29 protein-coding genes and 1 tRNA gene are annotated in these 25183 nt (G+C 63.9%); 7 read left to right on the forward strand and 23 right to left on the reverse strand.

The window, feature by feature from the left end:
- Positions 1–85: 85 nt before the first annotated feature.
- A complete protein-coding gene (locus QA640_RS25855) occupies positions 86–1057 on the reverse strand; it encodes an SDR family NAD(P)-dependent oxidoreductase (RefSeq protein ID WP_283035741.1) in 972 nt (323 codons plus the stop codon).
- A gap of 134 nt (positions 1058–1191) precedes the next feature.
- The gene (locus tag QA640_RS25860; protein ID WP_283035742.1) at positions 1192–1467 is read right to left on the reverse strand and encodes a hypothetical protein; all 276 of its coding nucleotides are present in this window, start codon (positions 1465–1467) and stop codon (positions 1192–1194) included.
- Positions 1468–1706: 239 nt separating this feature from the next.
- Here QA640_RS25860 and QA640_RS25865 point away from each other — a divergent pair, with 239 nt between their 5' ends.
- Positions 1707–1946 carry a hypothetical protein gene (locus QA640_RS25865; RefSeq protein WP_283035743.1) on the forward strand — a complete coding sequence of 80 codons (240 nt, stop codon included), beginning with the start codon at positions 1707–1709 and terminating at the stop codon, positions 1944–1946.
- 901 nt (positions 1947–2847) lie between these two features.
- The gene (locus tag QA640_RS25870) at positions 2848–3324 is read left to right on the forward strand and encodes a DUF3833 family protein (RefSeq protein ID WP_283042889.1); all 477 of its coding nucleotides are present in this window, start codon (positions 2848–2850) and stop codon (positions 3322–3324) included.
- Here the strand turns inward: QA640_RS25870 and QA640_RS25875 are convergent.
- The 8 genes from QA640_RS25875 to QA640_RS25910 all read right to left on the reverse strand — a co-directional run bounded on the left by QA640_RS25875 (position 3321) and on the right by QA640_RS25910 (position 8524).
- Positions 3321–3617, reverse strand: coding sequence for a phasin family protein (locus QA640_RS25875; RefSeq protein ID WP_283035744.1), 297 nt, complete (start codon positions 3615–3617; stop codon positions 3321–3323). The genes QA640_RS25870 and QA640_RS25875 overlap by 4 nt on opposite strands.
- Before the next feature lie 186 nt (positions 3618–3803).
- Positions 3804–3881, reverse strand: a tRNA-Pro gene (locus QA640_RS25880).
- A 95-nt stretch (positions 3882–3976) separates the two neighbouring features.
- Positions 3977–4546 (reverse strand): MerR family transcriptional regulator, encoded by a 570-nt coding sequence (locus tag QA640_RS25885; RefSeq protein ID WP_283035745.1) that lies wholly within the window; start codon positions 4544–4546, stop codon positions 3977–3979.
- Between the two features lie 24 nt (positions 4547–4570).
- Positions 4571–4912, reverse strand: coding sequence for an integration host factor subunit alpha (locus tag QA640_RS25890; RefSeq protein ID WP_283035746.1), 342 nt, complete (start codon positions 4910–4912; stop codon positions 4571–4573).
- Between the two features lie 132 nt (positions 4913–5044).
- Positions 5045–6025, reverse strand: a complete 981-nt coding sequence (locus tag QA640_RS25895; protein ID WP_283035747.1) for a beta-ketoacyl-ACP synthase III — start codon at positions 6023–6025, stop codon at positions 5045–5047.
- The gene (gene plsX / locus QA640_RS25900; protein ID WP_283035748.1) at positions 6022–7083 is read right to left on the reverse strand and encodes a phosphate acyltransferase PlsX; all 1062 of its coding nucleotides are present in this window, start codon (positions 7081–7083) and stop codon (positions 6022–6024) included. Before plsX ends, QA640_RS25895 begins: the two co-directional genes overlap by 4 nt.
- 308 nt (positions 7084–7391) lie before the next feature.
- A complete protein-coding gene (locus QA640_RS25905; RefSeq protein WP_283035749.1) occupies positions 7392–7961 on the reverse strand; it encodes a DUF177 domain-containing protein in 570 nt (189 codons plus the stop codon).
- Positions 7958–8524 carry a ubiquinol-cytochrome C chaperone family protein gene (locus QA640_RS25910; protein ID WP_283035750.1) on the reverse strand — a complete coding sequence of 189 codons (567 nt, stop codon included), beginning with the start codon at positions 8522–8524 and terminating at the stop codon, positions 7958–7960. Before QA640_RS25910 ends, QA640_RS25905 begins: the two co-directional genes overlap by 4 nt.
- Positions 8525–8622: 98 nt before the next feature.
- Between QA640_RS25910 and QA640_RS25915 the strand changes: the two genes are divergently transcribed.
- Together QA640_RS25915 and QA640_RS25920 are read left to right on the forward strand one after the other, a co-directional pair.
- Complete coding sequence (locus QA640_RS25915; RefSeq protein WP_283035751.1) at positions 8623–9099, forward strand: outer membrane protein assembly factor BamE; 477 nt, start codon at positions 8623–8625, stop codon at positions 9097–9099.
- 91 nt (positions 9100–9190) lie between these two features.
- The gene (locus QA640_RS25920; RefSeq protein WP_283035752.1) at positions 9191–10192 is read left to right on the forward strand and encodes a tripartite tricarboxylate transporter substrate binding protein; all 1002 of its coding nucleotides are present in this window, start codon (positions 9191–9193) and stop codon (positions 10190–10192) included.
- Between the two features lie 301 nt (positions 10193–10493).
- On the opposite strand, the gene QA640_RS25925 is transcribed toward QA640_RS25920, so the two are convergent.
- The 12 genes from QA640_RS25925 to QA640_RS25980 form a co-directional block, all read right to left on the reverse strand.
- The gene (locus QA640_RS25925) at positions 10494–12614 is read right to left on the reverse strand and encodes a sodium-translocating pyrophosphatase (protein ID WP_283035753.1); all 2121 of its coding nucleotides are present in this window, start codon (positions 12612–12614) and stop codon (positions 10494–10496) included.
- Between the two features lie 216 nt (positions 12615–12830).
- Positions 12831–13829, reverse strand: coding sequence for a thiamine-phosphate kinase (gene thiL / locus QA640_RS25930; protein WP_283035754.1), 999 nt, complete (start codon positions 13827–13829; stop codon positions 12831–12833).
- A gap of 138 nt (positions 13830–13967) precedes the next feature.
- Positions 13968–14465, reverse strand: coding sequence for a transcription antitermination factor NusB (gene nusB / locus QA640_RS25935; protein WP_283035755.1), 498 nt, complete (start codon positions 14463–14465; stop codon positions 13968–13970).
- Positions 14466–14467: 2 nt separating this feature from the next.
- Positions 14468–14959: a 6,7-dimethyl-8-ribityllumazine synthase gene (ribH, locus tag QA640_RS25940; RefSeq protein ID WP_283035756.1), complete on the reverse strand. Its 492-nt coding sequence runs from the start codon at positions 14957–14959 to the stop codon at positions 14468–14470.
- Between the two features lie 100 nt (positions 14960–15059).
- The gene (locus QA640_RS25945; protein ID WP_283035757.1) at positions 15060–15668 is read right to left on the reverse strand and encodes a riboflavin synthase; all 609 of its coding nucleotides are present in this window, start codon (positions 15666–15668) and stop codon (positions 15060–15062) included.
- The gene (gene ribD, locus QA640_RS25950; protein ID WP_283035758.1) at positions 15669–16826 is read right to left on the reverse strand and encodes a bifunctional diaminohydroxyphosphoribosylaminopyrimidine deaminase/5-amino-6-(5-phosphoribosylamino)uracil reductase RibD; all 1158 of its coding nucleotides are present in this window, start codon (positions 16824–16826) and stop codon (positions 15669–15671) included. It lies immediately after the preceding gene.
- Positions 16823–17305 (reverse strand): transcriptional regulator NrdR, encoded by a 483-nt coding sequence (gene nrdR / locus QA640_RS25955; protein ID WP_283035759.1) that lies wholly within the window; start codon positions 17303–17305, stop codon positions 16823–16825. Before nrdR ends, ribD begins: the two co-directional genes overlap by 4 nt.
- A 17-nt stretch (positions 17306–17322) precedes the next feature.
- Positions 17323–18621 (reverse strand): serine hydroxymethyltransferase, encoded by a 1299-nt coding sequence (glyA, locus tag QA640_RS25960; RefSeq protein ID WP_283035760.1) that lies wholly within the window; start codon positions 18619–18621, stop codon positions 17323–17325.
- A gap of 299 nt (positions 18622–18920) precedes the next feature.
- The gene (locus tag QA640_RS25965) at positions 18921–19142 is read right to left on the reverse strand and encodes a hypothetical protein (RefSeq protein WP_254095674.1); all 222 of its coding nucleotides are present in this window, start codon (positions 19140–19142) and stop codon (positions 18921–18923) included.
- Positions 19143–19179: 37 nt separating this feature from the next.
- Positions 19180–19416 (reverse strand): hypothetical protein, encoded by a 237-nt coding sequence (locus QA640_RS25970; protein WP_283035761.1) that lies wholly within the window; start codon positions 19414–19416, stop codon positions 19180–19182.
- 202 nt (positions 19417–19618) lie between these two features.
- Positions 19619–20137, reverse strand: a complete 519-nt coding sequence (locus QA640_RS25975; RefSeq protein ID WP_027522899.1) for a MarR family winged helix-turn-helix transcriptional regulator — start codon at positions 20135–20137, stop codon at positions 19619–19621.
- 393 nt (positions 20138–20530) lie between these two features.
- Positions 20531–21013, reverse strand: coding sequence for a DUF6163 family protein (locus QA640_RS25980; protein WP_283035762.1), 483 nt, complete (start codon positions 21011–21013; stop codon positions 20531–20533).
- Between the two features lie 129 nt (positions 21014–21142).
- Here QA640_RS25980 and hemB point away from each other — a divergent pair, with 129 nt between their 5' ends.
- The 3 genes from hemB to QA640_RS25995 all read left to right on the forward strand — a co-directional run bounded on the left by hemB (position 21143) and on the right by QA640_RS25995 (position 23745).
- A complete protein-coding gene (gene hemB, locus QA640_RS25985) occupies positions 21143–22201 on the forward strand; it encodes a porphobilinogen synthase (protein WP_283035763.1) in 1059 nt (352 codons plus the stop codon).
- Between the two features lie 117 nt (positions 22202–22318).
- Positions 22319–22876: an RDD family protein gene (locus tag QA640_RS25990; RefSeq protein ID WP_283035764.1), complete on the forward strand. Its 558-nt coding sequence runs from the start codon at positions 22319–22321 to the stop codon at positions 22874–22876.
- Positions 22877–22968: 92 nt separating this feature from the next.
- Positions 22969–23745, forward strand: coding sequence for an arginyltransferase (locus QA640_RS25995; protein ID WP_283035765.1), 777 nt, complete (start codon positions 22969–22971; stop codon positions 23743–23745).
- Positions 23746–23801: 56 nt separating this feature from the next.
- Here the strand turns inward: QA640_RS25995 and QA640_RS26000 are convergent, their stop codons facing one another.
- On the reverse strand, positions 23802–25103 hold the full coding sequence (locus QA640_RS26000) for a Dyp-type peroxidase domain-containing protein (protein WP_283042890.1): 1302 nt from the start codon (positions 25101–25103) through the stop codon (positions 23802–23804).
- Between the last annotated feature and the right edge of the window lie 80 nt (positions 25104–25183).

The following is a 25183-nucleotide window of genomic DNA, read 5'->3' on the forward strand; positions in this document are numbered from 1 at the left end:
GCTTCGCTGCGCTCGCAATGACGAGATCGGGGCGCGTATCCCGCCCCCTCGCTACCGCCGCCCGATGGAGAACGCCGAAGCGCCCTCACCCCAGCCGCCAGCCGACCTCCTGCGCAAAGTTCTCATAGAAGGCGCGCTCATAGGCCTCTTCCGGCGTGGCGCGCACGCGCTGATCGAGGCGCACGGCGTCCTCGCCGACCAGGATGCGCCACCTCTCGGCCTTGACGCCGTCGAGGATGATCTTCGCGGCCTGCGCGGCCGTCGTCGGCGCATCCTCGCGAAAGCTGCGGGCGCGCTCGGCGAAGGCCGCCTGGACGTCCTCGTCCGACATCTTGTCGGCATCCGGCACGCCGGCCGCGACCATGCGCTTGCGGGTCAGCACGACCTCGTCGGCATTGAGGCGCTCGGAGCCGTCCCCGCTCTGCACCTTGCGCGAGTTGGAGATGATCGAAGTGCCGACGTGACCGGGCATCACGACCGAGCATTTGACATGCGGCGCGTGCAGGCGGAGATCGTTGATCAGCGCTTCCGTAAACCCCTTCACTGCGAATTTCGCCGAGCTGTAGGCCGTGTGCGCCTGCCCCATGCCGATCGAGGCCCAGAAGCCGTTGACGCTCGCGGTGTTGATGATGTGCGCCTCGTCGGCCGCAACCAGCATCGGCAGGAAGGTGCGCACGCCGAGATAGACCCCGCCCCAGCAGATATTGAAGGTGCGCTCCCACTGCTCGCGCGTGTTGCTGAACAGGCTGCCGCCGCCGCCGATGCCGGCATTGTTGAACAACAGGTGGATCCTGTCGGTCTTTTGCTGCTCGGCGAGCTCGTCGCGAAAGCGCTTGAGGTGATCCTCGATCGCGACGTCGGCGACGTGGCTGGTGACGCGCAGGCCCTGGGGCAGCTTCTCGACCTCGCAGAGCCGCTTGGTCTCGGCCATCGCGGCTTCCGAGACATCGCACATCGCGACGTTGCAGCCCTCGGCGACGAGCTGGCGCGCGAGCTCGCGGCCCATCCCCGTTCCCCCGCCGGTGATGACGGCGATCTTTCCGGAAAAATCTTTCATGGGCTCGGCCCCCCTCGCTGTTGGTGTGGCCTTCACGGGCAATGCGTGGGGCCGCTGCAAAGTGTAACAGCGCCGCGCATGCGGTAAAGCAGGCCGGCACTGCGTCACGACGACGAATTATTTCGGCGGACGCACTATTCCGCCGCCTGGAAATGCTGTCCGCCCGACATGCCCAGCCCCTCGAGCGCCTTGCGGGTCGCAACCTGCTGCACGGGCGATGCCTCCGGCATCGGCGCGCGCAGACGCCGACCACCAGCGGCGCCTCGGTCATGATCCGCGTGAGCAGCGCCGGCGAGAGGTAGGACCACGGCACGACGTTGTAGATGATGATGGGCATGCCGGTCTCGTCCAGCCATGGCGCGGAAGTGCGCGATCATCGCCTCGTCGTCAGGCTTGAACAGATATTGCACCGGGGTGACACCTGAAGGGCGGCGACATTCACGTCGCGCACAGCGCTCTTATTCGCTCATGGCGGTGGGTTCCCCGTATTTGTCCGGCTTCGGATTGAGGGGATTTTTTTTACAATCCGAATCGTCAAATGGGGCGAAAGCCGGGGTGAGTCCTCAAGCCATCGTGTCGCGGTCGACACACGGCGTGGCACTCCACTTGCATCTCCTCGTGGCGAGTAACAACCAAAGAGGTGAAACGCATGTTTATTACAGTCGTGGCCGTGCTCTGTCGGCTTGGCGCAGCAGCCTCAGGCGGTTGCGTCGAGGAAATCGTCACAGACAGCAACATGACGCCCGAAATCTCGCTCATGCAGTGCGCAGTCGGCGCGCAGGCCGAACTCGCCAAGTGGATGGGCGAGCACCCGATCTACCGCGTTAACTGGCGCATCGAGCGCTACAAGTGCGTGCCGGGTCACTACGAGATCAAGGGCCGCGCCTAAAGCCCACCCGCGCAAGGGAGGAAACGTCCCGAGGACCGGCTTCTGCCGACCTCCTGCCAAAGGTCCTGAAGATGGTCGGAGCGAAAAGGAATTGAAACGTGCGCACCTAGTCTCCCAAGCGGAGGCAAGCATTCGATTGTTGCAGATTTTCTTGGAAATTAAACTGCTATCCGCCGATTGAAATCAAACGCATTCTGGTTCGGCTGCAATCTCGCTACATGCTATCGGACGCTTGAGACCGCACAGCGCTTCTTACATAAGATTGCATGAAGGCGTCAGCCTTCGGTGCGGCGCTCGGATTCGATCAAGGCGTGCGTGCAGGAGGCGTGCGTGCAAACGCGTACCTCCTGCACGACGAGATCGTCGGGCACGCATCAGGGGCGGCGACGCGCGCCCAACGGATTTGGCAGGCAAATGAAACGGGCGTCCGTTGGCAACCGGCCGCCCGGAAACGACTTTGATGCGGACATGGTGTGGTTAAGATGCAACGCGCGCTGTGTTTCGACGGGGAACGTCGGGTACCGAACCGTTTGCAGGCTCGCGTCAAGGTTACAGTAATTGCGCCGAGGCTGAGATCAGCCGCTTGATATTGGACTCGGTGGCCGCCCGGTATATTGCGGGCGGCCCTTTCCTTTCCTGACGCTGCGATTTGGGTTCTGCGATGAACCGCAATCGATACCTCGAAGGACCACGTTGCACCGCGTGCGACCAGCCACGCACATTCATTCGAAGCGAACCGTCCGCGGAGCGGTACGAAATTCGATCGTATGAATGTCCAGCCTGCAAGAGCGTGCTGCGGATCGTCGAGCGCAGCGAACCAAGCATGTTTCCGCGCTGATTAGGAACCTCGTCCATGAGAGCGACTTAGTTGCGTGAGACACTTTTTCGAATGGGCTTACCGATGGCGATCGACGCTTTTAGATCCACAACGCCGCTGTTTCTCCCCGAACGATTTTTCGTCGGGCGGCTCGAAGGCTGGGCAGTGTTGGAGAGTCTGGTTGGCGGATTGCTGAAACGCGCAACGATAGCCGGCCACGGCGAACTCGATACGGACACTGATACCGTGGGGTTCATAGAGACCTACACGTTCGATGATGGACACGCGGACACGCTGCATTGGACGATACGAAAAGGCGACGCAGGCAAGTACACCGGATTGGAAAATCGACTTGAAGGCGAGGCGATAGGCGAACAAGCCGGTTGCGCATTCCATTGGAAGTACACGCGGGACACGCCGCAAATGGGCGGCAGATCCTTCAAGCTGAATTTTGACGATTGGTTCTATGCGATCGATGAGCGAGTTTGCATCGTGCGGGGTAGCGCCGGGCGAGCAGGCATCCCGTTCGCGACGGGGCATGTGACCTATCGTAAGCTCTAACGCTTCGGCGCAAGCTCGCGCATGAACTCGCTGGCGTGTTCGATTTGAAGCCGCAAGTACTCGGCCTGCAGAGCGATCACTTCTTGCAAGTTTTTGGCGCACGCGAGCTTGCGTGCGTATTCAAGCGAGGTCGCTACATTCCGTTGCGCCAAGTCGAGCGCGAGGTCTCCGGGCGGAGGAAAAGGCATTTGGGCGGCCTGGAAGAAGAACGAGAACGCTTTCTCGGTTTGATCGATCGTCCTTTCGACCAACTCGCGAACGTCCGACGGAACTTCCAGCGCCTGGTTCTTCATCTCGATGCCATTCGGCCACCGCGTGGAGCGGAGGCTACGCCGATAATCCTGACCGGTTGAACTCTCCGACCGAAGCGAAACGTCTTTTTGAAGAAATGGGAAGAGCAAAGCCCAAGGCGCTCAAGCCGCAGACTCTCGCCGAAAAAACCGGCTGATCTTTCTCTTGCAATTGCAAGGGCTTAGAAATGGTCGGAGCGAGAGGATTTGAACCTCCGACCCCTAGTCTCCCAGACTAGTGCGCTAACCGGGCTGCGCCACGCTCCGAATGCCGTTCCCATAGCTAGGATCAGGGCTTTGCGCAAGGCGGTGAACCGCCCGCACCGCCGGGAACATCCTCTGCAATTGCAGAATGTGCCCGCTCAGCCGCTCTTCAGGGCCTCCTCGAGCAGTTCGCGGCAGGCGACGAGATCCTGGAGCGCCCGTTCCAGCCGTTCACGGTCGGCCGGATTCGGGCCGGCGCGCTCGCTCGGGCCCTTGCGGAAGGTGGTGAGGACCTCCTCGTCGTCGATCTCGGCGAAGCGGAAGTCGATGCCTTCCTCCTCCTCGCCCTGGTAATCGTCGTCGTCGGTGTCGACGCCGCGGACCTCTTGTTCCTCCTCGGTCTCCATCAGGCTCTGCCCGATCGCATCCTCGATCGCGCCGAACGAGACCGCGGCCGACGAATCGGCGAGCCCCTGGACGGACTTGATGCCGTGCTCCTTGAGGATCCGCTGCACGCCGCGGATGGTATAGCCCTCGCCGTAGAGCAGCCGGCGGATGCCCTTGAGCAGGTCGACGTCGTCGGGGCGGTAGTAGCGGCGGCCGCCGCTGCGCTTCATCGGCTTGATCTGGGAGAAGCGGGTCTCCCAGAACCGCAGTACGTGCTGCGGGATATCGAGGTCCTGCGCTACTTCGCTGATGGTGCGGAACGCATCCGGCGCCTTGTCCAAATGCCGGCTCCTTATGGGAGGCGATTAGGCCTCCGGTTGAGTCTTGCTACCGTCGCCATTGGCCTTGTGTTGCGCATTGATCCGCTGCTTCAGGATGGCGGACGGCTTGAACACCATCACCCGGCGCGGCGAGATCGGCACTTCCGTGCCGGTCTTCGGATTGCGGCCGATACGCTGGCCCTTCTTGCGCACCATGAAGGAGCCGAACGAGGACAGTTTCACCGTCTCGCCCCGCTCAAGGCAATCGGTGATCTCCTTCAACACGAGTTCCACGAAGGCAGACGATTCCGTCCGCGACAGTCCGACCTTTTGGTAGACGGCCTCGCAGAGATCAACACGCGTTACGGTTTTACTAGTCTCGGTCATCGCCCTGCCCCACATCACGGCGAACAATTGTCGTCTAAAATTATGAGGTTACGAGACGACGGTCAACCCGCTCAGCAGTGCTTGAGTCGGCAAAATGGCCCGCAATCTCGGCAAAATTTCATCAATCGCGCTCTACCAGCGCACGAGCGCGGAGCCCCAGGTGAAGCCGCCCCCCATCGCTTCGAGCAGAACCAGGTCGCCGCGCTTGATGCGGCCGTCCTTCAGCGCCACCGAAAGCGCCAGCGGAATCGATGCGGCCGAGGTGTTGCCGTGGCGGTCGACGGTGAGCACCACCTTCTGCGGTGCGATATGCAACTTATGCGCGGAGGCGTCGATAATTCGCTTATTGGCCTGGTGCGGCACGAACCAGTCAATGCTCTCGGCATTGAGGCCGGTGGCCTCGAAGGCATCGACGATCACGTCAGTGATCATGCCGACCGCATGCTTGAAGACCTCGCGGCCTTCCATGCGCAGGTGACCGACGGTCTGCGTCGAGGACGGACCGCCATCGACGAACAGCTTGGCCTTGTGGCGGCCGTCGGAGCGCAGATGCGTGGTCAGCAAGCCGCGGTCGGCGGCGGCGTTGCCCGGCTGCTCCTGCGCCTCCAGCACGATCGCGCCGGCCCCGTCGCCGAACAGCACGCAAGTGCCGCGATCGTTCCAGTCGAGGATGCGTGAAAAGGTCTCCGCACCGATGACGAGCGCGCGCTTGTAGGCGCCGGTGCGCAAGAAATTGTCGGCGGTCGCGAGCGCGAACACGAAGCCCGAGCACACCGCCTGAAGGTCGAAGGCCGCGCCATGGGTGATGCCGAGCCCATGCTGCACGGCGACCGCGGTCGCGGGGAACGTGTTGTCCGGCGTCGAGGTTGCCAGCACGATCAGCTCGATCGACTGCGCGTCCACGCCGGCATTGGCGAGCGCGGCCTGCGCGGCCTTGATCGCCAGATGCGAGGTGAACTCGCCTTCCGCCGCGACGTGGCGCTCGCGAATGCCGGTGCGCTGCACGATCCAGTCGTCGGACGTGTCGACGCGCTGCGCCAGCTGGGCATTGGTCAGAACCTGCTCCGGCAGATAGGCGCCGCAGCCCAGTACGACCGAACGAATTTTGGTCACGAAACAGCCTCCTGCGCGGTCGGCACTGAAGTCAGCGCGCCACCGTCGCGGTTGAGCATCTGATTGATCTTGGTCAGGAGATCGTAATGCACCATCTCATAGCCAACATCGATCGCGTAGGCAAAGCCTTCGGCAGTGACGCCGCCATGGCTCTTGACCACGACCCCTTTCAATCCGAGGAAAACCCCACCATTGGACTTGTTGGGGTCCATCTTGTCGCGCAGGGTCTGAAAGGCGCCGCGGGCGAAAAGATAGCCGAGCTTGGACATCCAGCTCCGCTGCATTTCGTTGCGGAGCAGTTCCGCCATCTGGCGCGCGGTTCCCTCGGCGGCCTTGAGCGCGATGTTGCCACTGAATCCCTCGGTCACGATCACGTCGGCCAGACCCTTGCCGATGCCGTCTCCCTCGACGAAGCCGATATAGTCGAGCTGCGGCAGGTTCATTGCGCGCAGCGTTTCGCCGGCCTCGCGGATCTCCTCGTGGCCCTTGATCTCCTCGACCCCGATATTGAGCAGGCCGACCGTGGGGCGCGGCTTGTTGAACAAGACGCTTGCCATCGCCGCGCCCATGACCGCCAGCGACACCAGATGGTGCGCATCGCCGCCGATGGTGGCGCCGAGGTCGAGCACGACGGATTCGCCGCGTTTGGTAGGCCATATCCCCGTGATCGCCGGGCGGTCGATGCCGGGCAGCGTGCGCAGATGGAAGCGTGACATCGCCATCAGCGCGCCGGTGTTGCCGGCTGAGATCGCGACATCCGCGTCACCCTTCTTCACAGCGTCGATCGCTAGCCACATCGAGGAGGTCCTGCGGCCGCGCCGCAGCGCCTGGCTCGGCTTGTCCTCCATGCTGACGGCGACGTCGGTGTGGATCACCTTCGAGGCGGCCTTCAGCAAGGGGTGCTTCTGGAGCTCCGGCTCGATCTTGGCGCGGTCGCCGACCAGCAGGAATTCGACATCGGGATGCCGGGCAAGCGAGATGGCAGCACCGGGAATGACCACGGGGGCGCCGACGTCGCCCCCCATGGCGTCAAGCGCAATTCGAACCTTGCTTGGCATAGAAGTCCCGGAAACCTGATCTCGTGCGGTCAAAAGCTGGCGGGGCCGCGAAATGGGTTCGCCATCATCAACAGCGATCGGCCAGGCGCCACACCGCACCCGGACCGGGCCGCGACAATAGCGTTTCCCCGCGTCGAAACAACCTCTTGACCCCAGACTTTTACATCCCGGGCGATCACGGATCGTACCCGCCCCAGCGAGAAAAACATCATGAAGTCAAGCCGATGGAGCAATCTTTCAACCTGACGAGGCAAACCATTCATGCACATCGCAAAGCGAGCCCGCCCGCGGCGCACCGTTATTTGCCCTCATTTGCGCTTGGGCTTGTCCTGAAGCGCCTTCAACGCCGCAAAGGGGTGATCCTCGGGATCGGGAGCGGTCACCTGCGCCTCGAACACCGCGCCCGGTTTGCGCGGATAGGGGTCGATGCCCAGGAACAGGGCGTCCGTCGCCAGCCGGCCGAGATCGATGGCGCCGGCCATGATCGCCTCCGGCGGCTCGGGGGCAGCCTCCGCGCCGTCGCTGTCATGCCCCTCCTCGATGAGGTCGGCCAGTCGCCGCGCCTCGGCTTCGGGGGCAAACATCAGGTCGATCTCCTCGTCGATCTCGCTCTCGATCGGGTCGAGCGTCACCACACAGGTCTGACCGATCCGCGCCCGCACGCTGCCGGTGACATGCACCCGCCCGCCGCTCTTCGGGGACATGTCGAAAGAGGCCTGGGCGGAGAGGATCTCGCGAACCCCCGCAACCTCGGCCATGGCCTCGCGCTCGCGGCTCGATGCCTCGATCTCCCGATGCAGGCCGGTGTCCGGGATCTGCGCCACGATCACGGGCACGCGCCATGGATCGGTCTCGGGTCCGGCATTGGATCTGGTCATGGCGCCACATACTCCCCAGGCGGCGATGGAAACGCAAATAAACCGCGCAGCAGCGCGCTCTGGTCGGTCCGGGCGAGATCAGCCTCCGTGGCCCTGGCATAGGCCGCAAGCCTACGCGCCTGCGCGCTGTCCGTCCCATTCAAGATGTTCTTGCTCAAGATATTCTTGGAGATCGCCAATGCCAGCGCCTCGCCGCCCGCGTCCATTGCCTGGTCATAGGCCCGGGCCCGGCCATAAAAGGCCTCTCCAAAGGCCCGCATCCGCTTGGGGACGGTCTGATCCCCGATGCCCATCTCCCGCAGATTGTCGTCCATGTCCTCGCAGAAGCGGTCGAACAGCGCCTGCGAGAGCTCGGTGCCGTCAGAAGCCGCCCGCAGCCGCCGCAGCAGGAGCCACAAATGCAGGAGAAGCAGGTCGAATCGGCCGTTAACCGTGTCCGGGACGGCCAAGTCCCGGTAAAACATGGGTTCTCGCGCCTGCGTCACGATCATGCCATAGATGGTCTCAATGGTGCCGCGCGGGGCTAGCCGGGGTTTCCTGAAGTGTTTGAACGGCCAGAGCATTGTGGGTTCCGCAAGCGTGCGCGCGCGGGTTGCGCTTGCCGCATCTGCCCGGTACTTCAGCGCCTCGCGCGACGCAAGGGGACGGGATCCTTCCGAGAATGACCAATTCGAGCCAGACCAGCCACCGCGGAGCCAAGGCGCGCGGCCATTACGCGCGCTGGCGCGTCGTCGCCGCCGCGGCGCTCGTCGGCATCGCGCTTGCCGCTTGCACCGGCGAGCAATTCCAGAAGGGCTACATCCTGCCGCCGGGCGCACTCGAGCAGATTCCACTCGGCGCGAGCCAGGATCAGGTGCTGATCGTGATGGGTACGCCCTCCACCGTCGCAACGCTCGACGGCGAGGTATTTTATTACATCTCGCAGCGCTCCGAGCGTCCGGTCGCCTTCATGAACCAGAGTGTGGTCGACCAACGCGTGATCGCGATCTACTTCGACAAGAACCGGCGCGTGCGCCGCCTTGCGAATTACGGCCTACAAGACGGCAAGATTTTCGACTTCATCAGCCGGACGACGCCGACCTCGGGCCAGGAGCTCAGTTACCTCACGCCGCTGTTCAAGCTGCTCAGCTTCAACTGAGGTTCGGCTGCGACGTCGTGCCGCTCCGCGCCGCTTGCGGTCGTGCAGCGCGTTCCCTACGCTCCCCGCAAAAGAGGCAGGGGGCAAATTCATGATCAGGAGATCGTTTTCCCGTCGGCGCGTGCTGACCGGCGCGGCAGCCCTGTCGACGGCGGCGATCTTGCCGCGCACGAGCCTGGCGGACTGGAAGCCCGCCGAGAACATCCGCATCATCGTGCCGGCGGCCGCCGGCGGCTCGACAGACGTCATGGGACGGCTGCTCGCGGCGCATCTGCAAACCACCTGGGGCCAGTCGGCGATCGTGGAGAACCGCTCGGGCGGCGGCGGCACCATCGGCACCGCGGAAGCCGCGCGCGCCAAAGCGGATGGCCACACCATCCTGATCGGCAATCCCGGTCCCAACGCGATCGCCTATAGCATCTTCAAGAACCTCAGCTACAAGGCCGACCAACTCCAGCCGGTCTCCAACATGATCCGGATCCCGAACATCGTCTCGGCGCATCCGAAGACCGGCATCAAGTCGATCGCCGAGCTGATTGCCATCCTCAAGGCCAATCCGGACAAGTTCAGCTACGCATCCTCCGGCGTCGGCCAGAGCCCTCACCTCACCGGCGCCTGGTTCCTCCAGCTCACCGGGCTGAAGATGACGCACATCCCGTTCCGCGGCGCGGGCCCCGCGCTTCAGGCGGCGCTCGCGGGCGATATCCAGATCCTGTTCGACAACCTCTATCCGAGCCTGCCGCAAGTGCAGAACGGCACGCTCAACGGGCTCTGCGTCACCACGCCGGAGCGCAGCGAGCTCGCGCCCAAACTTGCGACCATGCGCGAGAGCGCGCCCGAGCTCGCCAATTTCGACGTGTCGTCCTGGTTCGGCGTGTTCCTGCCGAAGAGCGTGCCCGCACCAGTGCTCGAGGCGCTGAACCTTCAGGTGAAGGCGATGCTCGCCCGCGAGGACATCAAGAAGAACATCGCCTCGATGGGCGCCCGCGCCGACTATGGCACCCCGCAGCAGTTTTCCGACTTCGTCGATGCCGAGGCCAGGAAGTTCGCAGGCATCATCGCGAAGGAAGGCTTGCAGATGGACGCGCAGTGACTGATCCGTAGGGCGGGTTAGCCTTACTGTGTCACTAACCCTCATGGTGAGGAGCGCGAAACGCGTCTCGAACCATGAGGCCCCGCCTGTGGCCCACATCCTTCGAGACGCTTGCTTCGCAAGCTCCTCAGCATGAGGAGTTAGAGCGTTTGTGACCCAGTAAGGTTGGCGAAGCGTAACGCCTCTTTATGTTGCCCGAGAAGCGGTGGATTACGCTTCGCTAATCCACCCTGCGCAGCCCCCAAACAAAAAACCCCGCGGCACGCGCCGCGGGGTTTTGTTTTAAGCCGCAGCTCGCTGCTCAGTGCGCGAGGATCGCCAGGAGCAGGAGCGCCACGATGTTGGTGATCTTGATCATCGGGTTGACCGCGGGGCCGGCCGTATCCTTGTAGGGATCCCCAACGGTGTCGCCGGTCACGGCGGACTTGTGGGCGTCAGAGCCCTTGCCGCCGAAATGGCCGTCCTCGATGTACTTCTTGGCGTTGTCCCAGGCGCCACCGCCCGAGGTCATGGAGATCGCGACGAACAGGCCCGTCACGATCACGCCGAGCAGCATGGCACCGACGGCCGAGAATGCCGCCGACTTGCCGGCCGCACCGCCGCCCGCGATCGCGTAGATCAAGAAGTACACGACGATCGGCGACAGCACCGGCAGCAGCGAGGGGATGATCATCTCCTTGATCGCCGCCTTGGTCAAAAGGTCGACCGCCTTGCCGTAGTCCGGCTTGTCGGTGCCCTGCATGATGCCGGGCTTCTCGCGGAACTGGCGCCGCACCTCTTCGACGATCGCGCCGGCCGCACGTCCGACCGCGGTCATGCCCATCGCGCCGAACAGATACGGCAGCAGGCCGCCGAACAGCAGGCCCACGACCACGTAGGGATTGTTGAGCGAGAAGTCCGGATTGACGCCGGCAAAGTAGGCGTGCTGCGCGGACCCCGCGACGAAGAACTTGAGGTCCTGATTGTAGGCCGCGAACAGCACCAGCGCACCGAGACCGGCGGAGCCGATCGCGTAGCCTTTGGTCACCGCCTTGGTGGTGTTGCCGACCGCGTCGAGCGCGTCGGTCGATTTGCGCACCTCCTTGGGCAGACCCGCCATCTCGGCGATGCCGCCGGCGTTGTCGGTCACCGGGCCGAACGCGTCGAGCGCCACGATCATGCCGGCGAGCGCCAGCATGGTGGCGGTCGCGATCGCGATGCCGAACAGGCCGGCAAGGCTATAGGTGACGAGAATGCCGGCGATGATGACGATCGCGGGCAGCGCGGTCGCTTCCATCGAGACGGCGAGGCCCTGGATCACGTTGGTGCCGTGACCAGTCACCGAGGCCTGAGCGATCGACTTCACCGGCCGATAGTCGGTGCCAGTGTAGTACTCGGTGATCCAGATGATCAGCGCGGTGACGACGAGGCCGACCACGCCGCATTCGAACAGGGCCGCGCCGGTGTAGTCGACGCCTTCGAGCTTGCCGAAGCCGATCAGGTAGTAGATCACGCCGGCGATGCCGATCAGCGACAGGACGCCGGTCGCGATCAGGCCCTTGTAGAGCGCGCCCATGATCGACTGGCTCGGCCCGAGCTTCACGAAGAATGTGCCGATGATCGAGGTTATGATGCAGATGCCGCCGATCGCGAGCGGCAGCGTCATCATGCTGGCGAGGATCGGCGTCTTGGCGAAGAAGATCGCCGCCAGAACCATGGTGGCGACCGCGGTCACCGCGTAGGTCTCAAACAGGTCGGCGGCCATACCGGCGCAGTCGCCGACGTTGTCGCCGACGTTGTCGGCGATCGTCGCCGGGTTACGCGGATCGTCCTCGGGAATGCCGGCCTCGACCTTGCCGACAAGGTCGCCGCCGACATCCGCACCCTTGGTGAAGATGCCACCACCGAGACGGGCGAAGATCGAGATCAGCGAGGCGCCGAAGCCGAGCGCCACCATGGCGTCGACGACGGTGCGGCTGTCAGGTGCAAGCTTCAGCGAATAGGTCAGGAAGCCGAAATAGAGGGTCACGCCGAGCAGCGCGAGGCCCGCCACGAGAAGGCCGGTGATGGCGCCGGCCTTGAAGGCGAGTTCGAGACCGCCTGCAAGCGACGTCGTCGCGGCCTGCGCGGTGCGCACATTGGCGCGGACCGAGACGTTCATGCCGATGAAGCCGGCGGCCCCCGACAGGATGGCGCCGATGGCAAAGCCGACGGCGACATAGATACCCAGGAAATAGGCAAGCAGTGCAAAGATGACGATGCCGACGATGCCGATTGTCGTGTACTGGCGTCGCAGGTAGGCCTGTGCGCCTTCACGGACTGCTCCGGCGATTTCCTGCATGCGCGGCGACCCCGCATCCGCGCCCAATACCGAAGACGTCGCCCAGATCGCGTAGACGACAGAGAGCACTCCGCAGAGCACTATCAACCATAATGCTGTCATGTGAATTTTGCCTCGGATCCTTGATGTACCCCCGGCGCCGATTTTTTCCCGTCGTGACGGAGTGGCGCCTTAAAGCGGGACTGCGCCTCCCCAAAAGGAGCAGTCCCGATGGGCGGGGACCTTGCCAAAATCGCCATGCCCGTGCAACGCCGGAGGCGCGAAAATCGTCGATCTCGGCAGGTATTTAGATCGAAGCCCCCCGTTTCGCGGAAATCCCTAGAAGTGGCTGTAGGACAGCCGCTCGAGGACCAGTTCCCGGCCCGTGCCATCCAGGAAGCGCGGCGCCTCATTTCCCGGCACTATCGTTCCGATGACGGTCACGGCCAAGCCTGCCGCCCGCCCGGCTGCAATCAGCTCGGCGCAGCGCGCGTCAGAAACAGTGCACAGAATTTCATAGTCATCGCCACCGGACAGCAGCGCCTCGATCCCGCTGGCGCCACGCGCAACAAGGCCGGCGGCCGGCGCCGACAGCGGCACGCCCGCCGTATCGATCGTGGCCGACACGCCTGAGGCCGCACAGAGCTTGGCGAGATCGCCGGCAAGCCCATCAGAGACATCCATCGCAGCGCTCGCACAGTCGCGCACGGCCTGCGCCAGCGCGTTGCGGGGCTGCGGGATGCGGAAGCGTGCGACCAGGAAATCCCGCGCGGCCGGATCGGACGCCAGCGCCTTGGCGGCAGCACCGCCCTTGAGCACGTCGAGGCCGAGCGCGGCATCGCCGATCGTGCCGGTCACCACGACGCGGTCGCCGGCCATGGCTCCTGTACGGCCGATCATCCGCCCAGACGGCACGCGGCCGAAGGCTGTGATCGAGATCATCTGCGGTCCTGGCGTGGAGACCGTATCTCCGCCGAGCAGCGGGCACGCGAAGCTCTTGGCGTCCTCGCCCAACGCGTCGGCGAATGGCTTCAGCCAGGCGTCGTCCTTGCTGCGCAGCGCCAGCGTCAGCACGAAGCCCGCCGGCGTGGCGCCCTTCGCCGCAAGGTCGGACAGGTTTACCCGCAACGCCTTGCGGGCGATGGTATCGGGCGGGTCGTCCGCAAGATAATGCACGCCTTCGACCACGGCGTCCGTGGTGACGACGATGTCCTCGCCGGAGGATTTCAGGATGGCAGCATCATCGACCAGCCCGAACGCGCCGGGATCAGTCGCCAGCGGCTTGAAATAGCGCGCGATGAGGGAGTCTTCGCCGGAAATGTCTTGCGCGTTCGCCATCGGCGTTAGCCCCAAACACAACTGTCATCGCCCGGCTTGACCGGGCGATCCAGTACGCCGAGACGCCTGATCACAATTACCACTGCCGCGGCGTACTGGATCACCCGCTTTCGCGCGCGATGACAGCGGTATGTGTAACTACGACCGCCCGAACTCGTCGCCGCGAAAATGGCGGCCGATCTGGTCGAGCACCGCGTTGACCATACCCGTCTCCTCGCGATCGACGAAGGCATTGGCGACGTCGACATATTCGGAGACCACGACGCGGCCCGGCACGTCCTTGCGATGCTGCAATTCATAGGCCCCTGCCCGCAGCACCGCGCGCAGAATCGCCTCGATGCGCTTCAGGGGCCAGCCCTTCGAGAGCGCTTCGTCGATCAGGGGATCAAGCTTCTTCTGGTCGCGCACGACGCCCGAGACGACGTCGCGAAAGAAGGCAGCTTCCGCCGGCAGATATTTGTCGCCTTCGACCTCGTTGCCGAGCCAATGGCTCTCGAACTCGGCGAAAATGTCGTTGATGCCGGCGCCCGCGATGTCCATCTGGTAGAGCGCCTGCACGGCCGCGAGCCGTGCGGCGCCGCGCCGGTTCGCTTTCTTCTCCACGCCGCCCGGCTGTTTTTTGCTGGTGTCAGCCATGGTCACGCTCGCGCCAGCCGGCGTTTGATGCGCAGCATCGCAAGTGCCGCACGCGCCGCATCGCCGCCCTTGTTGAGATCGCTGGCGCGCGCCCGCGCCCAGGCCTGCTCCTCCGTGTTGACGGTGAGAATGCCGTTGCCGAGCGGCAGCTTGCGCGCCACGGCGAGATCCATCAGGGCGCGCGAGGACTCCTGCGAGACGATCTCGAAATGGATGGTGTCGCCACGGATCACGCAGCCGAGCGCGATCACGGCGTCATAGGGCTTCCCGTTGCCCGCGGCCGCGTCGACCGCGATGGCCACGGCTGCGGGGATTTCCAGCGCGCCGGGAACCGTGATCACGTCATGAGTGAGGCCGGCCGCCTTCAGCTCGGCGATTGCGCCTTCCAAAAGTGCATCCTGGAGGTCGTCATAGAAGCGCGCCTCGACAATCAGCGCACGCGCGCCGGAAATGTCGGTCTGGTCCTTCAGGGGTGCGCGCCGCGCGTCTGCCATCGTTCAATCCGTTCTACTGAGGTCGGCGCGTTATGTAGTCGCCGCAAGCGGTTAAGCCAAGTTCAAAAGACATCGTTGCCGCCAAATGACGGCCGTGCCGTCACTTCATTTCGGTCAGCCGCGCCGCATAGCGGGCCATCAGGTCGACCTCGATATTGACCTCGTCCCCGGCGCGCCAGGCACCGATGGTTGTGACGCTGAGGGTGTGCGGGATGATCAGGACCGAAAAGGTCACGTCCTTGACCGTATTGATGGTCAAGGACACGCCGTCTAGCGTGATCGAGCCCTTGGTCGCGATGAAGCGCGCGAGCTCCCGCGTGGTCTTGAGCTCGAACCGCGCCATGTCGGGCAGGTCCTCGCGACTGACGAGGGTCGCAATCCCGTCGGCATGTCCTGCGACGATATGGCCGCCCAGCTCGTCACCGATCTTCAGGGCCCGCTCGAGGTTGAGCTTCGTACCGATCTTCCAGTGCTTGGCCGTCGTCAGCGCCAGCGTCTCCGCAGCGGCGTCGACGTCGAACCAGCTTTTGCCACCTTCGACGCCGGACGCCACCACCGTCAGGCAGACGCCGTTGCAGGCGATCGAGGCGCCATCGGCGATCGTCGCACGATCGTAGCGGCAGGCGATCCGCAAGCGATGCAACTGGCCCTGCGCCGTTGGCGTCAGGCCGACGATCTCGCCGATATCAGTGACAATGCCGGTGAACATTCAAGCGCGCTCGTAGATGGTGAGAGTATCCCCGTCGAATGTTTCGCTAGCATGAACCTTGAAGGCGGGCGACTGCGTGATTTTTGACAAGGGCAATGCATCGAGCGCATCGACGCCGCCGGCGCCGATGGCTTCCGTCCCGCGGAACAGCCAGATTTCATCCACCAGATCGGCCGCGACGAACGACGAGGCCACGTGGCTGCCGCCCTCGACCATCAGCCGGGTGATGCCTTTCTCGGCCAGCGCGTGCAGCAGCGCGGGAAGATCTAGCCTCGGCCGGCTGCCGGCCGGCATGCGCATGACCTGGGCGCCGGCTGCGCCGAGCCGCGTCGCTGCGACAGGATCCGCGAGCTCCGAGCCGATCACCCACAGCGGCGTCTCGCGTGCGGAGTGAACGAGTTGGCTCGATGCCGGAATGCGTAAATTCCGGTCCATCACGATGCGCACCGGAGAACGTGCTTCCATGCCCGGCAGGCGGCAGGTCAAAAGCGGATCGTCCGCAAGCACCGTGCCGATGCCGACCAGGATGGCATCGCTCCGCGCTCGCAGGAGGTGCACGCGGTTGCGCGCGGCCTCCCCGGTGATCGCGACCGGCTTGCTGCCGGCCGCACCGATCTTGTCGTCGGGCGAGACCGCAAGCTTCAGGATCACATGGGGCCGGCGGTCTCTGACGCGGCGGAAATGGCCGGCATGGTCGTAGGCCGCTTCAGCAACGCAGAGCCCGACATCGACGGCAATTCCGGCGGCGCGCAAGCGCGCGTGTCCCTGTCCTGCGACTTGCGGATTGGGATCCTCGATCGCCGCGACTACGCGCTTGATGCCGGCCGCGATCACAGCGTCCGCGCAAGGCGGCGATTTGCCGAAATGCGAGCAGGGTTCGAGCGTGACGTAGAGCGTCGCGCCGCGGGCCGCCTCGCCCGCGCGTCGCAGCGCCTCAGGCTCGGCATGCGGACGGCCGCCGGCTTGCGTCCAGCCGCGGCCGACGATCACGCCGTCCTTGACGATGACGGCACCGACGGCGGGGTTCGGCCAGGTGCGTCCCTGCCCGCGCCGGCCAAGCGCCAGCGCAAGCTGCATGAAGCGGCGATCAGCCTCCTTGGATTCTTTTTCCTTCTGCGCCTTCTGCGCGAGCTGATCCTCCAGAATGCGGAAGATCATTTGCGTATCGCGGCGAGCCGCGCTTCCTCCTCACCGGAGAGTTCGCCGAGCACATCGGCAAAATCCTTGGCCTCGCGAAAATTGCGGTAGACCGAGGCGAAGCGGACATAGGCGACGTCGTCGAGCGTGCGCAGATGCTCCATCACGGTCTCGCCGATCACCTCCGAGGAGATCTCGGCTTCGCCTGATGTCTCGAGCTCGCGCACGATGGCAGAAACCATCTTTTCCACCCGCTCGGGCTCGACCGGCCGCTTGCGCAAGGAGATCTGCACCGAGCGCATCAGCTTGTCGCGATCGAACGGCACGCGACGGCCGTTGCGCTTGATCACGGTGAGCTCGCGCAGCTGCACACGCTCGAACGTGGTGAAGCGGAAATTGCAGGCGACGCAGATGCGCCGCCTGCGGATCACTGACGAGTCCTCGGTCGGACGCGAGTCCTTAACCTGCGTATCGAGACTATTGCAGTTGGGACAGCGCATCCGCTTGTTATCCAGCCTTACTGGTAGATCGGGAAGCGATCGGTGAGCGCCTTGACCCGTTCCTTGATCGCTGCTTCCGCCAGCGGCGCCTTGCCGTCGGAGGACTGCGCGATCGCATTCAGGACTTCGGCGATCATGCCGCCAACCTGCTTGAATTCGGTGACGCCAAAGCCACGGGTCGTCGCCGCCGGCGTGCCGAGGCGCAGGCCCGAGGTGACGAAGGGCGTCTCGGGGTCGAAGGGAATGCCGTTCTTGTTGCAGGTGATAGCCGCACGAACCAGCGCCTTCTCCGAGACGTTGCCCTTCAGACCCTTCGGCCGCAGGTCGACAAGCATAAGATGGTTGTCGGTGCCGCCGGAGACGATATTGAGCCCGTGGCCGCTCAGCGTCTCGGCGAGCGCCTTGGCGTTCTCGACGATGTTCTTGGCGTAAACTTTGAAGTCGGGCCGCAACGCCTCGCCGAAGGCGACGGCCTTCGCCGCGATCACGTGCATCAGCGGTCCGCCCTGGAGGCCAGGGAAGATCGCGGAGTTGAGCTTCTTGGTCAGCGTCTCGTCATTCCACAGCATCAGGCCGCCGCGCGGACCGCGCAGCGACTTGTGCGTCGTGGTGGTGGTGACGTGCGCATAGGGCACCGGCGAGGCATGCACGCCGCCGGCGACGAGGCCGGCGAAGTGCGCCATGTCGACCAGCAGGTAGGCGCCGACGCTGTCGGCGATCTCGCGGAAGCGCTTGAAGTCCCAGGCGCGCGAGTAGGCGGAGCCGCCGGCGATAATCAGCTTCGGCTTGATCTGTTCGGCCTGTTTGGCCACCGCGTCCATGTCGATGATCTGGTCCTCGCGCCGCACAGTGTAGTGCGCGGCCTTGAACCATTTGCCGCTCATGTTGACGGGCGAGCCGTGGGTGAGATGACCGCCGGCGGCGAGGTCGAGGCCCATGAAGGTGTCGCCGGGCTGCATCAGCGCCAGGAACACGGCCTGGTTCATCTGGCTGCCGGAGTTCGGCTGCACGTTGGCAAAGTTGGCGCCGAACAGCCGCTTGGCGCGATCGATCGCGAGGTTCTCGGCGACGTCAACCCATTCGCAACCGCCGTAGTACCGCGCGCCGGGATAACCTTCCGCATATTTGTTGGTCATCACCGAACCCTGCGCTTCCAGCACGGCCCGGCTGACGATGTTCTCGGAGGCGATCAGCTCGATCTCGTGGCGCTGACGGCCGAGTTCGCCCTTGATCGCGGCGGCGATTTCCGGGTCGACCTGGTCGAGCGAGGCCGTGAAAAACGAATCGGGCGCAGAGGCGGTTTTGGCGGAAGTCATCTTGCGAATATCTCCACCGCCGCAGCCTTTTTGGCGGGCTACGGTCGGTCTTGTGTGGCGGTTGGAAGCAAGCGCGATCTACCACATCGGCCCGATCCGGCCAAGCATTTGCGGGTCGGGGCGACAATTATGCCAGATATGGTGGAGATTGCGGGGATTTGGAGGCCCGGAGACGTACGGAGACACCCCAGCCGAGGCACCTCCAATCGTTAACGGACGGCCGTCGCCCCACCACCCGGCTCCTTGACCCGCGGGCGGTCGATTCCCCGGCTGTGGGGTGAACTTGGCGTCCCCTGCCGCTACAGCCCCGTATAACCCGCTTTCACCGGGTCGATGCTGCCGTCGAGCTGACGCAGATAGGTGAGGCCGCAAACCGTCAACCGATGCGTGTCCTTCTCGCCCGCCTCAACCAGCGTATTGAGGTAGTTAGTCACCTTGGCCCTCGCCTCCTCGCTCGCCGCAGCGGTGCGGTTGGCCAGGAGGTCATAAGTCTGCATGATGCGGTCGATGGCGGCTTCCATGGCATCCTCTGTTTGATCTGAATCTTGGGGAATGCTGTCAGGCAAACGCGTCGGCCTTGAATGCGGCCTCGAATCTGGTGATCGCCTTGTTGGCGAGCCTGATCTTGTTGAATTCGCCATGCTGGAACAACTGCACGATGATCTTCAGCAGCCGCTCATCGGTAACGAGCGTATCGGGGAGCGCGCCGGCGCGACGCAGATAATTCGCGGCGATGGCATAGGCCTCGCTCACGATCTCCACGTTCATCGTCTGTAGTCCGCGCTCGACCAGCATCGCACGCCTCCGATCCGGAGGAGATAAGCCGCGAGCCGGCGGCTGGTTCCGCAAGAGCGCCGCTTTTTTTCGCAGGTGCAAAAAATACAAAACGCGCCGGTCCGGGCAAAGCCGGGCCGGCGCGATCGGGGAAGTTCAAGCTCGCTCGGGAGGCTGCCGGTCTTGTTCGGGGCCGGCTTGGCCTTGATCCCTTCGAAGGAAATCAGAGCCGATACAGGATCTGGTCAGTCCAGAACCGCTCGAGACGATGCAGCGACTTGTTGAGCGTGGAGAATTCCTCGCCCGAAATGCCGCCGACCTGCTCCACCGTCTTGACGTGCTTCTGGTAGAGCGCATCGACGATGCGGCGAACTTCCTGGCCCTGCGGGGTCAGGCGGATGCGCACCGAGCGACGATCAACGCGCGAGCGCTGATGATCGAGGAAGCCGAGCTCGACGAGCTTCTTCAGATTGTAGGAGACGTTGGAGCCGAGATAGTAGCCGCGCGTGCGCAGCTCGCCCGCGGTCAGCTCCTTGTCGCCGATGTTGTAGAGGAGCAGCGCCTGCACCGAGTTGATGTCGGCGCGGCCGCGACGATCGAATTCATCCTTGATGACGTCGAGCAGTCGGCGATGCAGCCGCTCCACCAGAGTCAAAGCTTCCAGATAGAGCGACTGCACCGAGCCCTGCTGGCCGGCGACGCGCTCTGCGGTATCTGCCGCAGTTGCGACGGCTTTCATCATGACACTTCCCCTGTTGTCGTTTTTGTCGACACTTATTCGACGAAACTTTTGTCCCGCCTGATAGCTGCAACTTAAGGGGAGGCGTTTGAAGATCAGCTTAAATAAGACAATAAAGAGATCATGAATTTAAGACAGTGAATCGCGGATTAAGCCTGTGCGGCAAGGACTTTTCGCAACCTTCTGTTGACGGTGGCAAGCTCCTGTTCACCCTCCGTGCGCACGCACTGTCGCATTCCAGAACAGCCCTGCCCTGTTTCGAAACGGGAGCGTAACGGCTGTGGCGGATCACGCGGGATCCTCGAAAACTTGCCGCAAATTGTAGGCAACCAACGATCAACCACACGTAAGGACAACCGTGTTCTCGCGTCCGCACAAAACGCAGCGCGGCTGTCGCTATGGCGGACGCTCGCGCGCGGCCATCCAGGCGAGCGCGAGATAAGCTGCGAGCATCAAGGCTTCGACCGCGACCACGATGAGGCTGCCGCCATAGATGCCGGGGAACATCAATTCGATCACCGCCATCGACACCACCGTCGTGAGCCATACGACCGCGCCCCAGGGCGTGGCGAGCCACAGGCCGACGGCGGCGACGAGCTCGATCACGGCGAAGTAGACGGTTGCGGCCTGCCAGGCCATCGACTGGTTCTCGAACGCATCATCCTCGCCGCCGACGAAGCCGGTCACCTGCGCCCAGTGATAGAGGCCCTTCAGGATCGACAGCAGCGCCATCACGCGTAGGAACAGCACGAGCCGGCGCGTCCAGACGTTCTCGTCGGACTCGCGCCGCTCGGACGATAGCGCGGCCACCGACAAGGCGCTGTCTCTGTTGTCCCTGGTGCTGTCGCGGGCGGCATCGCGGGTTGAGATCTCGGACATGGCTCCCCTTCTGGCCGCTTCGCCCGGCAAAATCAATCGGTCTGGTACCGGCCTGCGGAAGGTCAAGCCGCGGTGACGGGAACCATACGAGATGGTATAAGAATAATTCTAGTTTCGGAGAAAGCGACTATGGCGATCAAGTACGGACGTCCGATCGAATTGCGCGAGGTGGCGCGCGGAAACGCAAGCGCCGCTCCCGCCCTGGATCTGACAGTCCGCCCGCGCCGCAACCGCAAGGCGGAATGGGCCCGCCGCCTGGTGCGCGAGAACGTGCTCACTACGGACGACCTGATCTGGCCGCTGTTCCTGATCGACGGCAGCAACAAGCGTGAGGCTGTCGGCTCGATGCCGGGCGTCGAGCGGCTCAGCGTCGACCAGGCGGTGCGTGAGGCCGAGCGCGCGATGAAACTGACGATCCCCTGCCTTGCGCTGTTTCCCTACACCGAGCCGTCGCTGCGCGACGAGCACGGCTCGGAAGCGACCAATCCGGACAACCTCGTCTGTCAGGCCGTGCGCGAGATCAAGAAGGAATTCCCCGACATCGGCATCCTCTGTGACGTCGCGCTCGATCCCTTCACCAGCCACGGCCATGACGGCCTGATCGCCGACGGCAAGATCTTGAACGACGAGACGGTCGCCGTGCTCGTGCGCCAGGCGCTCGTGCAGGCGGAGGCCGGCTGCGACATCATCGCGCCCTCCGACATGATGGACGGCCGCGTCGGCGCGATCCGCGAAGGGCTCGACCGCGCCGGCCTGCTCGACGTGCAGATCATGGCCTATGCGGCGAAATACGCCTCCGCCTTCTACGGCCCGTTCCGCGACGCGATCGGCTCGGCCAAGACGCTGACCGGAGACAAGCGCACTTATCAGATGGACAGCGCCAACACCGACGAGGCGCTGCGCGAGGTCGAACTCGATATCGCCGAGGGCGCCGACATGGTGATGGTGAAGCCCGGCATGCCCTATCTCGATGTCGTGCGCCGGGTGAAGGACACTTTTGCGATGCCGACCTTCGCCTATCAGGTCTCCGGCGAGTACGCGATGATCGCGGCAGCCGCCGGCAACGGCTGGCTCGACGGCGAGCGCGCGATGATGGAGAGCCTCCTGGCGTTCAAGCGCGCCGGCTGCGACGGCGTGCTGACGTATTTCGCGCCGAAGGCGGCGGAGAGGATCAAGGCGCAGGGGTAAGCGCACACCCGCCCCCGAATCGCCGGAATATTTCCGCTTGTTAATCCCCGTGGCCTTGGCAGGGGGACGGCCTGATCCCATCTGCTGCCAGGATGTTTCCGAACGGGAGGACGGGTCATGTCGTATTCGGACTCGGGCAACTCGGGTCCCAACTCGGGTCCCTGGCGCAATGACGGCGGGGTTCCGCCGCATGCCTATGATCCCTACCTCCAGCCGGAGCTGTTCCGCGGCGTGTCGACCCGGCGGGTGTTCGCTTTCCTGATCGACCTCATCGTGATCTCGGTCCCGGTGATCCTCGGCTACATCTTCATCGCCGTGTTTGGCGTGGTCACGCTCGGCCTCGGCTGGGCGCTGTTCTGGCTCGCATGGCCGGCCTCGGTGATCTGGGCCGTGGTCTACTATGGCGCCTGCATCGGCGGTCCAAATTCGGCGACGGTCGGCATGCGGGTGATGGATCTGGAGTTGCGCACCTGGTACGGCGCACCCGGCTATTTCGTGCTCGGCGCCATGCACGCCGTGCTGTTCTGGGTGTCGATCTCGTTCCTGACGCCGTTCGTGATCCTGGTCGGGCTGTTCAACGGCCGCCGGCGCCTGTTGCACGACATCGTGCTGGGAACGGTCGTCATTAACAACTCGGTCCGCTCTCCGGTGCCTCAGACGGCCAGAACCTACTAGAGAGCCTCTTAAACCACCTTATGAGCTGACCGATTGACCATGGGCCTCCGTAGCGCGATGCTGATACTCACTTCGGAGGCCGACGACGTCCCTTGACCCAGCACTCGCGCGATACCCCCCAGTTTTACCTCACGGCGCCCTCGCCTTGCCCGTATCTGCCGGGCCGGCATGAGCGCAAGGTGTTTACACACCTCGTGGGGGACCGCGCCGGCGACCTCAACGACCTCCTGACCCATGGTGGCTTCCGCCGCAGCCAGTCGATCGCCTATCGGCCCGCCTGCGACCAGTGCCGGGCCTGCGTTTCGGTCCGGGTGATCGCCAATGAGTTCCGCCCGTCCCGCAACTTCCGCAAGGTGATGGCACGCAACGCCGATGTCATCGGCGAGCAGCGCAGCGCGGTGCCGACCTCGGAGCAGTATTCGGTGTTCCGCGGCTATCTCGACGCCCGCCACCGCAATGGCGGCATGGCCGACATGACCGTGCTCGACTACGCCATGATGGTCGAGGACAGCCATGTCGAAACCCGCATCATCGAGTATCGCAAGCGCGGTCCCGACAGCGGCATCACCGGCCGCGGCGAGCAGCTGCTGGCGGTGGCGCTGACCGACGTGCTCAGCGACGGGCTGTCGATGGTCTATTCCTTTTTCGAGCCCAGCGAGGTCAGCCGCTCGCTCGGCACCTTCATGATCCTCGACCACATTGCCCGCGCCCGTCGCCAGGGCCTGCCCTACGTCTATCTCGGCTACTGGATCGAGGGCTCCAAGAAGATGGACTACAAGGCGCGCTTCCTGCCGCAGCAGCGCCTCGCACCCTCCGGATGGCTGCGCATCGACGCACAAGGCGACACGGCGTCAGAGCCGCAGGATTAAGGGCATGTTCGTGCGTCGTGCCGCGCACGGCGGAGCACGTCGCCGCGCCGCGGCTTTCAAGACACTGCGGCTTCAGCCACCTCCGATGCCGCGGACTTCAAAGCGCTCTCATTCCCGACGATGAAATTGAGCGCCGCAATTCCAGGCAGGAAGAAGTAGCCTCCTCCCAGAGTGGCCGTGAAGGTCGCCAGGGAAACCTCTTCACCGCTCGCCAAGCCCGGCATGGAGAAAGACTTGGGGAAGGTCTTGGGATCGGACGACCCCACGAACGGATCGTCCGCGTGGAGGTTCACGAAACTCGGGTTTCGCACCCAGCGCTGCTGGATGAACTCGAACTGCCGTTCGAGATCCGCATTGCAGGCGATGAAGAAGATGCCTTTGCGCGTTTCGCCATTGCTCTCCTCGCGATACGGCCGGCCGCGGCGTAGCAACCTGTGCAGCTTGGTCGACTTGATGCTCGATTGCACATCGACGCCCAGCGTGTCTCTCGGGTTCACCCGGCGAATGTGGGATCCTTTCGGGCACGTGAAACCATTGGCGTCCTCGACACGAAACCGAAATGCGTCGGCTTTCGAATCCGACATTGGCTTATTCGGGTCCCACCCGAGCGGCAAGCCAGTGACCTGGCGGCCCATCATCTTTTCGCAGACCTCTTTACCGTGCAACGCTCGAAAGGCATCGAACGCCGCTACGTCCTGCTCGATCTGGCGCACCGCCAAATAGCTCCCGTTCAGGGCAAAGCGGCCGCCGGGATGCTTGGCGCGGCCCGATTCGGTCCACCCCTCCACGTTCGGGCAGTAGGCGAGCTCGTCGTATTCGTTGCGATAGCCAAGAATGAACTCTCCAGGCGAGACGACGCGATCCTCGTACAAGGGACCGGCCTCAGCCTTCGCCTTGCTCAGTCCGACGCCGTCGTCTTGCCTCAGCCCCTGGATCACGGGCTGCGCGAGGCCATCGCGGAATCCGAATGCCTCGTGCAGTTTCTCTTCCGTTTCGCCTTCTATTTTCCGGAATGAACAAGGGTCGTTCTCGACCCTGATGACGCAGAACACCTTCTCATCCACATCCGAAATGGGGGACTCGGCGTCTTTCTCCGTCCACTCGGCAATCAGGACATGCACGGGACCGCGGGCGATACCATCACCATCAACGTCGGCCCAGCGCCATTTGCGGGGGTTGTCCCTCAACAGCAACGCGCGTACGTCGCTGCCCATGCCACTGCGGAACGGAGTTGGAAACGGATGCTCTCTGGTTTCCATGCATCCGAGCCTGGTGAGCCCCGAAAAGCTGAACGCGATCGCTATGGCGCTATGGATGTGCGTCGTTCGTGATTCCTTGACGTGCGCGGCACTGACCACCAATCTGCTCTTCTTTGCGAGCCACGCGCGCGCTGCGTTCTCCTGACCGTCCCTGATCGTCAGCAACCAGAAGCGACTGC

This window comes from Bradyrhizobium sp. CB82 (assembly GCF_029714405.1).
GTDB lineage: Bacteria > Pseudomonadota > Alphaproteobacteria > Rhizobiales > Xanthobacteraceae > Bradyrhizobium.

Excerpts from the sequence above, each read along its gene's own strand:
- QA640_RS25890 (WP_283035746.1), bottom strand. The coding sequence starts at position 4,912 with ATGACCGAGACTAGTAAAACCGTAACGCGTGTTGATCTCTGCGAGGCC.
- QA640_RS25970 (WP_283035761.1), bottom strand. The coding sequence starts at position 19,416 with ATGCTGGTCGAGCGCGGACTACAGACGATGAACGTGGAGATCGTGAGC.
- hemB (WP_283035763.1), top strand. The coding sequence starts at position 21,143 with ATGGCGATCAAGTACGGACGTCCGATCGAATTGCGCGAGGTGGCGCGC.
- QA640_RS25865 (WP_283035743.1), top strand. The coding sequence starts at position 1,707 with ATGTTTATTACAGTCGTGGCCGTGCTCTGTCGGCTTGGCGCAGCAGCC.
- thiL (WP_283035754.1), bottom strand. The coding sequence starts at position 13,829 with ATGGCGAACGCGCAAGACATTTCCGGCGAAGACTCCCTCATCGCGCGC.
- nrdR (WP_283035759.1), bottom strand. The coding sequence starts at position 17,305 with ATGCGCTGTCCCAACTGCAATAGTCTCGATACGCAGGTTAAGGACTCG.
- ribH (WP_283035756.1), bottom strand. The coding sequence starts at position 14,959 with ATGGCAGACGCGCGGCGCGCACCCCTGAAGGACCAGACCGACATTTCC.
- ribD (WP_283035758.1), bottom strand. The coding sequence starts at position 16,826 with ATGATCTTCCGCATTCTGGAGGATCAGCTCGCGCAGAAGGCGCAGAAG.
- QA640_RS25910 (WP_283035750.1), bottom strand. The coding sequence starts at position 8,524 with ATGCTCTGGCCGTTCAAACACTTCAGGAAACCCCGGCTAGCCCCGCGC.
- QA640_RS25965 (WP_254095674.1), bottom strand. The coding sequence starts at position 19,142 with ATGGAAGCCGCCATCGACCGCATCATGCAGACTTATGACCTCCTGGCC.
- glyA (WP_283035760.1), bottom strand. The coding sequence starts at position 18,621 with ATGACTTCCGCCAAAACCGCCTCTGCGCCCGATTCGTTTTTCACGGCC.
- QA640_RS25945 (WP_283035757.1), bottom strand. The coding sequence starts at position 15,668 with ATGTTCACCGGCATTGTCACTGATATCGGCGAGATCGTCGGCCTGACG.
- QA640_RS25855 (WP_283035741.1), bottom strand. The coding sequence starts at position 1,057 with ATGAAAGATTTTTCCGGAAAGATCGCCGTCATCACCGGCGGGGGAACG.
- QA640_RS25980 (WP_283035762.1), bottom strand. The coding sequence starts at position 21,013 with ATGTCCGAGATCTCAACCCGCGATGCCGCCCGCGACAGCACCAGGGAC.
- QA640_RS25905 (WP_283035749.1), bottom strand. The coding sequence starts at position 7,961 with ATGACCAGATCCAATGCCGGACCCGAGACCGATCCATGGCGCGTGCCC.
- QA640_RS25915 (WP_283035751.1), top strand. The coding sequence starts at position 8,623 with ATGACCAATTCGAGCCAGACCAGCCACCGCGGAGCCAAGGCGCGCGGC.
- QA640_RS25925 (WP_283035753.1), bottom strand. The coding sequence starts at position 12,614 with ATGACAGCATTATGGTTGATAGTGCTCTGCGGAGTGCTCTCTGTCGTC.
- plsX (WP_283035748.1), bottom strand. The coding sequence starts at position 7,083 with ATGCCAAGCAAGGTTCGAATTGCGCTTGACGCCATGGGGGGCGACGTC.
- QA640_RS25875 (WP_283035744.1), bottom strand. The coding sequence starts at position 3,617 with ATGAAGAACCAGGCGCTGGAAGTTCCGTCGGACGTTCGCGAGTTGGTC.
- QA640_RS25990 (WP_283035764.1), top strand. The coding sequence starts at position 22,319 with ATGTCGTATTCGGACTCGGGCAACTCGGGTCCCAACTCGGGTCCCTGG.
- nusB (WP_283035755.1), bottom strand. The coding sequence starts at position 14,465 with ATGGCTGACACCAGCAAAAAACAGCCGGGCGGCGTGGAGAAGAAAGCG.
- QA640_RS25975 (WP_027522899.1), bottom strand. The coding sequence starts at position 20,137 with ATGATGAAAGCCGTCGCAACTGCGGCAGATACCGCAGAGCGCGTCGCC.
- QA640_RS25870 (WP_283042889.1), top strand. The coding sequence starts at position 2,848 with ATGGCGATCGACGCTTTTAGATCCACAACGCCGCTGTTTCTCCCCGAA.
- QA640_RS25920 (WP_283035752.1), top strand. The coding sequence starts at position 9,191 with ATGATCAGGAGATCGTTTTCCCGTCGGCGCGTGCTGACCGGCGCGGCA.